General features: G+C 43.4%; 1 protein-coding gene. It reads right to left on the reverse strand.

Annotated elements, in window-relative coordinates; genetic code table 11:
* The coding region (locus tag NF418_RS10415) for a hypothetical protein (protein WP_256779546.1) at window positions 1-288 on the reverse strand (288 nt) is incomplete at both ends.

A 288-nucleotide genomic window follows, 5' to 3' on the forward strand; every position in this document is an offset into this window, starting at 1 on the left:
TAACTGGTTCTGATGGTGTGATCACTGAATTTGGTGATTCTGGTGTGATAACCTTAGTATTTTCAACTGGTTGACCTTCAACTACAGTTGCTGGGGTTACAGCAGAGTCTGTATTCGGTGTCTTAGGATCTGTACCATTTTGTTTCTCAACGTCGTCTGGAATACCGTCGTTGTCATCATCTGTGTCCGTCACATCTGGTTGACCATCGCCATCTGTATCGCGTTGGATAGTGACTGGAACATTAACAACTTTCTCAACACCGTCTGTTGTTACAGTTACTGGAATGT

Source organism: Streptococcus suis (assembly GCF_024509555.1).
Classification (GTDB): Bacteria; Bacillota; Bacilli; order Lactobacillales; family Streptococcaceae; genus Streptococcus; species Streptococcus suis_AD.